Genomic DNA, 9,574 nt, shown 5'->3' with positions numbered 1-9,574 from the left:
AGCACGACGTCACCGTGCTCATCGTGTCGCACAACAACGACCAGATCGAGCGTTTGTGCAACAAGGCCATCTGGATTGAGAAGGGCCACACCCGCATGATGGGCTCGGCTGCCGACGTATGCCGCACCTACCGCGTGCTCGGCGGGCATGTGGGCTCGGCCGAGTCGGAGGCCGCCGTGTTCAGCATGCTGAACTCCCCCACCCGCGTGCCCGAGGGGCTCGTGAGCTCCGTCGCCGGCGAGAACCGCTACGGCACCGCCGTGAAAATCGCAGAGAAGTGCAAGTTCGCGCAAGGTGGTAGCGTCATCCTGGCGTCGGGCGACTTCAGCCTGCCGTGCATGTCCGCGCAAGGGCTCTCCGGCATGCTCGACGCGCCGGTGTTGCTCTCGAAGAACGAGTCGCTGCCCGACGTGGTCGCGCAGGAAATCGCGAGCCTCGCGCCGCGCCGCATCGTCGTCTTGGGCGGCGAGGACGTGCTCTCTTCCGAAGTGGCCGAGCAGGCGGCCGACGCTGCAGGCGACGGGTGTGCGATCTGCCGCATCGATTGCAACGAGTCGGTCGAGCTTGCACGCCTCATCTTCGACTTCGGAAAGCGCGCGGCGGAGGAAGACGGCGTGCCCGGCTGGAGCAAGCTCGCAATCATCGCGCACCACGACTGCTTGGGTGACCTGATCACGCTTTCGCCGTTGCTGTTCAACCAGCATATCCCCGTGTTCTACATTCGCGAGCTCGGCGTGATCGACGACGCCACGGCAGCGTCGATCCAGGGCGGCGACTTCACCGATCTGATTGCGCTGGGCGTCGACAAGCATATCCCCGACACGTTCCTCGCCGCCTGCGCCGAGCACGGCGTGAAAAGCGAGCGCCTCATCGGTAAGAACCCTTATGACGCCAACGAGAAGATCAACGACCTTATCACTTCGGGCCAAGTCGAGGGCGCACGACTCACGGTCGACAACCTCATCGTGAGCTCGGTATGGAACCCCGCCGACGCGTTCGCCGCCGGCGCCTGGGCCGCCAAGACCGATTCCGCCTTCCTTCTGGAAGACCCGCAAAACCTCGACAGCGTCGCGCACGCCATAAGCTACATCAAGAAGAAGGGCGGCAGCGTGAAGCACCTCACCTTCTTGGGCGATTCCTCGCAGTTCGGGCGCCTCGACAAGGAGATGCTTGGGAAGACTGTGCAGGAAGCGCTCGTGGACGCAGGGCTTGCGGATACGAGTGCCGAGGACGCACAGCCTGTCGAGACTGAGCGCGCGGACGCCACGCCCGACAACGCTGCGTCCGCGGATACGCAGGAAAACGAATAGGAGCATCATGTCATCTTCGCAGTTCGCACCGTTGGTTTCCGTCATCATCCCCATCTACAACGCAGGTCCCTATCTCGATCAGGCGCTCGACAGCGTCGAGGGGCAAACGTACAAGAACCTGGAAATCATCTGCTTAAACGACGGCTCCACCGACAACTCGCTTGACATCATGCGCGCCCATGCCGCGCGCGACGAGCGCATCGTGGTGATCGACAAGCACAACCAAGGCTACGGCGCCACCTGTAACCGCGGGCTCGACGAGTCGCACGGCGAGTGGATTTCCATCCTCGAACCCGACGACTGGATCGAGAGCGGCATGTATTCCGACCTGCTCGCGCTCGCGCGCATGTACCCCGAGCCGATCGACATCGTGAAGTCGGGTTATTGGCGCATCTGGTTGCCCGACACGCCCAAGCAGCGCAAGATGAACTGCAGCTACCACGGACGCATCAATCCGCCTGTCCAACCGTTTGCCATTAAGGACGCGGCGCATCTGCTGTGCCATCACCCATCCATCTGGTCGGCGATCTATCGCAAGCAATACCTGGTTGACAAGGGCATTCGATTCCGCGAGATTCCCGGCGCGGGCTGGGCTGACAACCCGTTCCTCATCGAGACGCTTTGCCAGACCGACCGCATCCTCTACACCGATAAGGAATACTACTGTTATCGCGAGGAGACGCCGGAGAAGTCCGAAGCGTTCGCAAAGCGCAGCACGCTTCTGCCGCTCGAGCGCTGGAATGACATGATGGACATCCTCGAGAAGCTCGGCGTGACCGACGAGCGCATCCTGCGCGCGCACAACAGCCGCGGCTTCACGTACCTCTCGGGCATCCTGGAAGTCGTCGGGCTCGACGGCGAGGGCGTGCGCGAGGCGGCGACCCACATGTTCGAGTGTATGGACGCCGACCTGGTGTTCTCGGACCCCGAGATTTCCCCTGGCTGTAAGCGCCTGTTCGCCGACCTCCGCGGCCTGGAGTGCCCGCACATCGATAAGCTCGCCTATGTGCGCGGGCTTATGGGACAGGGATTCTATAACCTGAAGAACACAGGCGTCGTGAACACGTTCTTCGCAACCACCAACTACTTCAAGAAGCACCGCGCCCGCGAGGCCAACGAGTAGGCAGCAAGCTCCGTCGCGAGGTAACGCGACGAGAAGCCGCTAAGCGAGCAATGCCCGCAACCTCCCCTGGTTGCGGGCATTTTTTAGCGATTCTTCGTGAAGTGATAGGTCGGAACGGCCTCTTCGAGAATCTTGATTGCCTGCTCATCGGTGTCGCGGATTGCCTCTTGCAGCTCGCCGAGCTTCTGCGCCACCTGCTCGTGGCTGATTTCCTGGCCCTGCGAGATCATGATCGAATGGTTGGACGTGGGAAGCGTGTTCTCCTCGTCCATCAGCAGCTCCTCGTACATCTTCTCGCCGTCGCGCAGGCCGGTGTAGACGATGTCCACATGCGCGCCCGACAGGCGGATGAGGTTCTTCGCCAGATCTGCGATCTTCACCGGCTCGCCCATGTCGAGCACGAAGATCTCGCCGCCCTTCGCCATGCCGCCCGCCTGGATGACAAGCTGCACCGCCTCGGGAATGGTCATGAAGAAGCGCTCGATATCGGGATGCGTCACCGTCACGGGGCCGCCTTCCGCAATTTGCTTCTTGAACAGGGGAATCACACTGCCATTGCTGCCGAGCACGTTGCCGAAGCGCACCGCCGCGAACACGGTCTTCGACGTACGCGCATAGTACTGCATGATCATCTCGCCCATGCGCTTGGTGGCGCCCATGACCGAAGTGGGGTTCACGGCCTTGTCGGTCGAGATGAACGTGAAGTGCTCCACACCGAAGGCGTCCGCCGCGCGCACCACGTTCAACGTGCCGAAGACGTTGTTCTCGATTGCCTCGCGCGGGCATACCTCCATAAGCGGCACGTGCTTGTGGGCGGCCGCGTGGAACACCACCGCCGGGTGATACTTCTCGAACACCTCGTTCACGCGCGCCTCGTTGCAGATGCTGCCGATCTCAATGTCGATCGCGATATCGTCGTAGGAGCGAAGCAGCTCCTGGCGAAGCATGTAGGCGTCGTTCTCGCAGATGTCGAAGATGACGATGCAGCGCGGCGCGACCTTCGCCAGCTGACGGCACAGCTCACTGCCGATCGAGCCGCCGCCACCCGTGACGAGCACAGTCTCGCCCGCAACGTACGCATACGCGATGCGCATGTCGAGCTGCACTTCCTCGCGCCCTAAAAGGTCGGTCACGTCGACGTCGCGCAGGGCAACATCGCCCAGCTCGTCGATGCGCAGATCGCGGATGTTGGGCAGCGTCTTGAGCACACACTCGGTTTTCGTGCACACCTTGTAGATGCGCTTGCGCTCGGCGGGGGTCGACGAGGGAATGGCAACGACGATCTGCTGGATATCGTACTTACGCACCAGCTCCTCGATGTCGTCGGTCGAGCCTTCCACCTTCACGCCATGAATGCGCATGCCCCGCTTGGCCGGGTCGTCATCGGTCGCGACGATAGGAATACCCGGCATGTTCGGGTCCTTCGTGGCCATACGATTGATGGTAAGCGAGCCGGTCTCGCCCGCACCGACGACGAGCGTCCGCAGGCGGTCGACGTTGTTGCCCGAGAATGCGCGCTTCTTGCGCCGCTTGATGCGCCACAAAAGACGGTAACCGCCCATGAGGAACACGAGCAGAATCGACGCGCCAATGAACACGCGAATGGGAAGCCTCACGTTGATAACCCACAAGAACACGGCTCCCACCAGGGTTGATATGACAACGGAAAGCACAATCTGCAGCGCCTCGTCAACGCTCGCGTATTCCCATAAATTGTTGTACAGGCGAAACGCGCCCATGATCACGATGTTCACCACGGCGAGGATTCCCAGGATGAAAAAGATCTCGTTGCTGGTGAACACCTCGTCGTAGACGTTGGTCAGAAGCGATGCCAGCCAATAGGCCACGTACGTGGCGATGATGTCCAGAATTAACAGAGGCGCCGTGCGCTTCGCTATGTGCAAATCCATGCGTGCCCTCGCTCGGGATTAACGGCACCGCGGCCGCTGATATACAACCCTATGATTGTATACGATTGCGAGAACGACCGACCGCATTGCAGAAACACTGCACGGATGGGGCTGCGCGCGACGCGTCGCTCATGTCGAGACGGTGGTGGGACGAGGCGGCGCGACAGCCCTACCCCACCGACTTCGTCGCTACGAGAGAAACCCCCGTGCCGCACACGTTCTCGCAGATGACATCGCCCAATGCGATGGGGACGCACAGGGAGAGCCCCGCCGCCACGCGGGCGACATCCCCCGCAAGCGCCTTGGGCACCGGCGCGCTCGTCCGATAGCTCACTGGCTCCAGGCATCCCCGAGCGCAGACGGTGCCGCACACAGTTCTGACCGGGTTAGTTGCCTCGGCCTGGGCATACTTCTTCCCACGGCCGCACGAGTTGCCCTCGACGCTCGTAACCTCGCCGTTCTCGGCGAACCCGACGTTCATGATGCATCCCATCGGGCATTGGATGCAGGTGATTCTCCGGCTCATCGCGCCCCCCCTTCCGTGGCGGGCACCTGTCGCGCGGCAAGCCCGCTTACCGCCGACACGACGATGCGCGAGCAGCCAGCAAGGCTCCCCGCATCGACCTTCATGCGCCGCATCTCGGCGGGAACTGCCACCATATCGCGAGCCCGCGCAAGCACCTCGCCCGCACCCGCGTCATCGCACGAGCGAACCTCGAACCGCACACCCTCGATAACATCGGATACGCGGAAGGAAAGCGTCACCGGCTCTTCCGCATCACGGGAAATTACCTGGGGCACGACGTAGCGCACGCCTTTTCCGGCTACCACTTCGATGGACGACTCGCTCGGCACGCCCTTCGTGCGCGTTGCGGCCGACGTGTCGCCACGCGCGAAGGCGGCCGCAGAAGCCCCCGCCCGCTCGCCTTCCTCGGACGCAAAGTCCGCCAAATCGTGCACATGAAGAGCATTTCCGCAGGCAAAAATTCCGGGCACGCTCGTTGCCAAGCGCTCGTCGACGACGGCGCCCCCCGTTATCGGAGAGAGCGTCACCCCCGCCGTTTTCGCAACCTCGTTTTCGGGAATGAGTCCGCACGAAAGCACCAGCGTGTCGCAGGGGACGCGCTCCTCGGTGCCCTCGATGGGACGGCGCGTCGCAGGATTGACGTCCGCCACGACGACGGCATTCAAGCGCGTCTCGCCCTCGAGCCGCACCACCGTGCGCGACAGGTGCAACGGGATGCCGAAGTCGTCGAGGCATTGCACGATGTTTCTGCGCAACCCCGAGGAGAACGGCATGATCTCGTACACGCCGAGCACCCTGATTCCCGAAAGCGACATGCGGCGCGCCATGATAAGCCCAATGTCGCCCGAACCGAGCACCACCGCAGTCGATCCGGGGACAAGCCCCTGTAAGTTCATGAAATTCTGCGCGCAACCCGCCGTGTAGACCCCTGAGGGACGCGCCCCCGCGATGCCGAGCGCCCCCAGCCCGCGCTCGCGGCTTCCCGTCGCCAAAACCACGGCTTTCGCGTGGAGGAAAAGTTCGGCACCGAATCGTGTGCCGACGACGAGCTTTCCTGAGCCCTCGTCGTCGATGCGCAGCACTGATACGCCGTATTCGCAGATCACGCTCGCATCGATGACGGCCTGCTCCTCTTGCGCCGCGTATTCGGGGCCGGTGAGCTCAGCCTTCATGCGGTGCAGGCCGAAGCCGTTGTGCACGCACTGCTTGAGCACGCCGCCCGGGCGCTCCTCGCGATCGACCATGGCCACGCGAGCCGCGCCCGCACGCCGCGCGCTCGCAGCCGCCGCCATGCCCGCCGCGCCGCCGCCGATGACGACCACGTCGAAGCTACCCTCGATCCGCGCGGGCGCACCCAGCTCGCTTCGCCGCACCTCCGACGCCGCATGTCGCGCATCCGCTTCCTCAGGAGCCTCACCTTTGGAGGGGCTCCCGCCCGCGCGCACGAGCTCGACGTAGTCGGCGCGGGCGGATGCGATCATCCTCGACCCCGCAAGCCGCTTGTCGATCGCGTCGGGCGCGCAACCCAGCTCGCGCGACATGATTTCCACAAGTTCAGGCGAGCAAAAGCCGCCGTGGCAGCGCCCCATCGTAGCGCCCGTGCGCCACTTGATCGCGTCGAGCGAGAGCACGGGAAGGGGGCCATGCAGCGCGCGCACCACTTCCGCCTCGGTCACCTCGCAGCAGCGGCAGACCACATGCCCGAACGCCGGATCGCTCGCAATAGCACGTTCGCGCTGCTCGTCGGTCATGGCCGTGAAGGGAAGCTGCGGCGCGCGGCGCGGATTAAACGACGGGTTGCTGCCTGCGCCCAGGCGAGCCGCAACCTGAGAGGCGATGAAGGTCGCCACCGCAGGAGCAGACGTCAGGCCAGGCGATTCGAAACAGGCGATGTTGAAGAACCCGGGCGCATCCGCCGCCTCGCCGATGACGAAGTCGCCCGATTCGCCCGCCGCGCGCAGCCCTGCGAAGTTCGTGATAGCACCGCGGGGAGAAGCCGCAGGCCAGGTGCGGCGCGCGCGTTCGACGATGTCGGCAAGCCCCTCCTGCGTCGTCGAAAGGTCGGTCTTGGATGCCTGGGAAACCGAGTTCGGGCCGATGAGCATGTTGCCGTGAATTGTGGGCGTGACGAGCACTCCCTTGCCGAGCGGGCCGGGCACCTGAAACATCGTGTGTTCGAACGTGGTGGCGTATTCGGTGTCGTAGAGATAGTACTCGCCCCGGCGCGGCGTGATGGAGAAGCGCTTCCCCGAGACCATGTTGTTCATCTCGTCAGCGAAAAGTCCCGCTGCATTCACGACCGCCCGCGCGGAGAAACGCTCCCCCGCGACCTCGACGCGAAAACCGCCGTCCGCGCGAACGATGCGCTCCACGCGGTGATTGAACAGGAACCTCACGCCGTTGCCACACGCGTTCTCGGCCGCCGCGAAGGCGAAACCGTAGGGATCGACGATGCCGCCCGTCGGCGCCACGAGAGCGCAGGCAGCCTCGGGCGAGACGTTCGGCTCCATCTCGCGCGCACGATCGCCCGACACGATGTGCACACCCTCGACCCCGTTCGCCTGGGCACGGCGGGCGAGCTCATCGAGCTTCAAACGGCCCTCGTCGTCGAAGGCAAGCACCATCGAGCCGTTGTGACGGAACTGCACGCCAAGCTCGTCGCACCAGCGCGGATATGCCTTCGAGCCCTCGACGTTGAAGCGCGCCTTCAGCGTGCCGGGCACGGGATCGAAGCCCGCATGCACAATGGCGGAGTTCGCACGCGTTGCGCCGCAGGCGATGTCGTTTCCCGCCTCGAGCACGCAGATGGACAGGTCGTAGCGCGCAAGCTCGCGGGCCGCCGTGCACCCGGCAATGCCAGCTCCGACAACCACCACATCGAAGGAACAAGCCTTCCCTTCCTGCATACGCGAACCTACCCTTTCCTCTTCGTTCCTCGATCGTGCCGTCTCTCACCAGGGGATTCTTTGCGCTTGCCCCTGCCGGTGTGCGAATGGGGAACCTTGCCCTTGCCGCCGCCTGGATGGGAATTCCCGCTCTTGCCGCCGGGCGAGCACCAGGCTTCATCCTTGCCGCCACTCTGCCGGGCTGGCTTACCCCTGCCGCCGGTCGAGCGAGACAACTTCCCCTTGCGACTGGGAGCACTACCCGAAGAGCCGCTCCTGCGGGCATCCCCCTTTGGCGCCGCTTTCCCCTTCGGCGTGCCCTTCCCCTTCGACAGCGCGCCCCCGTGCGCCCCCTCCGGTCGCACGAGGCATTTCGCGTCGAAGCCGATGAGGTCCTCCCTGCCAGCGCGGCGCAACGCCTCGCGCACCAGGTCGCGATTCTTCGGGTCGCGGTATTGGATGAGCGCGCGCTGAAGCGCCTTCTCATGCGGGTTTTTCGGCACGTAAATCGGTTTCATAGTGCGCGGATCGAGCCCCGTGAAGTACATCACCGTGGCCAAACTTCCGGGCGTCGGGTAGAAATCCGACACCTGCTCGGGGTTAAAGCCCATGTCGCGAACGAATTCGGCCAGCTCAGCAGCCTCTTTCATGGTCGACCCCGGGTGCGACGACATAAGGTAGGGAACGATGAACTGCTTCTTGCCCGCGCGGGCGTTCTCCTCCTCGAACAGCGAGACGAAACGCTCGTAGATCGCGTGGTCGGGCTTGCCCATGCACGACAAGACGCCGTGGGAAACGTGCTCGGGCGCGACGCGCAGCTGCCCGCTCACGTGATGCTCGGCCAGTTCGCGCACGAACTCCCGCCCATGCTTCTCATCGAGCATCACGTAGTCGAAGCGGATGCCCGAGCGAACGAACACCTTCTTCACGCCGGGAACCTCACGCAGCTCGCGCAAGAGGCGGATGTAGTCGGAATGGTCGGCAATGAGTTTCTTACATGGTTCGGGCGCTAAACATCTTCTCCCCCGGCAAGCGCCGTGGTCCACCTGCTTGCGGCAGGCGGGCGCGCGGAAGTTCGCCGTCGGGCCGCCGACGTCGTGGATATAGCCTTTGAAGTCGGCATCGTGCGTCATCTCCTCGGCTTCCGCGACAAGCGAGGCGCGGCTGCGCACCTGCACGACGCGCCCCTGGTGGAACGTGAGCGCACAGAAGGCGCACTCGCCGAAGCACCCGCGGTTGCTCGCGAGCGAGAACTTCACTTCCTTGATAGCGGGAACCCCACCCGCGGCATCGTAGTCGGGGTGCGCGGAGCGGACGAACGGCAAGCGATAGACTGCATCGAACTCGGCGGTCGAAAGCGGGGCGGCGGGCGGGTTCTGCACGACGAACTCGTGCTCGCCATAGGGTTCGACCAGGCGTTTTCCCGTCACATGATCGCTGTTGGCGTATTGTACGGCGAAGCTTTCCGCATAGGCGCGCGGGTTGGCGCGCATAGCGCTGTAAGCGGGCAGCAGCTCGTAGTCGTAGACATGCTCAAGCGAGCGCGTGCGGAACACCGTGCCATCGATGAAAGTAAGGTCGCTGACCGAAAGTCCCGAATTCAGGGCATCGGCGATTTCCACGATGGAGTGCTCCCCCATGCCATAGGACACAAGGTCGGCGTTCGAATCGAGCAGGATCGACCGCTTAAGCGAGTCCGACCAGTAATCGTAGTGGGCAAGGCGGCGCAAACTCGCCTCGATGCCCCCGATGATGATGGGAACGTCCTTGAACACGCGTCTGATCAGGTTCGAGTACACCACAACCGCGTGGTCGGGACG

The 9,574-nt window shown here is 63.8% G+C and carries 6 protein-coding genes; 2 read left to right on the top strand and 4 right to left on the bottom strand.

Annotated elements, in window-relative coordinates; translation table 11 throughout:
• Positions 1 to 1,310, top strand: a 1,310-nt coding sequence (locus tag Q0G18_RS07900) for a cell wall-binding repeat-containing protein (RefSeq protein WP_297151713.1), incomplete at its 5' end; no start/stop codon positions are given.
• A 7-nt stretch (positions 1,311 to 1,317) separates the two neighbouring features.
• Positions 1,318 to 2,433 carry a glycosyltransferase gene (locus tag Q0G18_RS07895; RefSeq protein WP_297151710.1) on the top strand — a complete coding sequence of 372 codons (1,116 nt, stop codon included), beginning with the start codon at positions 1,318 to 1,320 and terminating at the stop codon, positions 2,431 to 2,433.
• A gap of 83 nt (positions 2,434 to 2,516) precedes the next feature.
• On the opposite strand, the gene Q0G18_RS07890 is transcribed toward Q0G18_RS07895, so the two are convergent.
• The 4 genes from Q0G18_RS07890 to Q0G18_RS07875 all read right to left on the bottom strand — a co-directional run.
• Positions 2,517 to 4,343, bottom strand: coding sequence for a nucleoside-diphosphate sugar epimerase/dehydratase (locus tag Q0G18_RS07890; RefSeq protein WP_297151707.1), 1,827 nt, complete (start codon positions 4,341 to 4,343; stop codon positions 2,517 to 2,519).
• 169 nt (positions 4,344 to 4,512) lie between these two features.
• A complete protein-coding gene (locus Q0G18_RS07885; RefSeq protein ID WP_297151704.1) occupies positions 4,513 to 4,869 on the bottom strand; it encodes a DUF1667 domain-containing protein in 357 nt (118 codons plus the stop codon).
• Entirely contained in the window at positions 4,866 to 7,775 is a 2,910-nt protein-coding gene (locus tag Q0G18_RS07880) for an FAD-dependent oxidoreductase (RefSeq protein WP_297151702.1), read from the bottom strand. Before Q0G18_RS07880 ends, Q0G18_RS07885 begins: the two co-directional genes overlap by 4 nt.
• Positions 7,776 to 7,783: 8 nt before the next feature.
• Positions 7,784 to 9,574, bottom strand: a 1,791-nt coding sequence (locus Q0G18_RS07875; RefSeq protein ID WP_297151697.1) for a YgiQ family radical SAM protein, incomplete at its 5' end; no start/stop codon positions are given.

The organism is uncultured Ellagibacter sp., assembly GCF_934636505.1.
GTDB lineage: Bacteria > Actinomycetota > Coriobacteriia > Coriobacteriales > Eggerthellaceae > Ellagibacter.
Note: the sequence above shows the minus strand (reverse complement) of the source record. Positions and strands in the feature narration are given on the sequence as shown.

Bases quoted from the DNA above. Each gene is read 5' to 3' on its own strand.
- Q0G18_RS07885 (WP_297151704.1), bottom strand. From the start codon at position 4,869: ATGAGCCGGAGAATCACCTGCATCCAATGCCCGATGGGATGCATCATG.
- Q0G18_RS07895 (WP_297151710.1), top strand. From the start codon at position 1,318: ATGTCATCTTCGCAGTTCGCACCGTTGGTTTCCGTCATCATCCCCATC.
- Q0G18_RS07890 (WP_297151707.1), bottom strand. From the start codon at position 4,343: ATGGATTTGCACATAGCGAAGCGCACGGCGCCTCTGTTAATTCTGGAC.
- Q0G18_RS07880 (WP_297151702.1), bottom strand. From the start codon at position 7,775: ATGCAGGAAGGGAAGGCTTGTTCCTTCGATGTGGTGGTTGTCGGAGCT.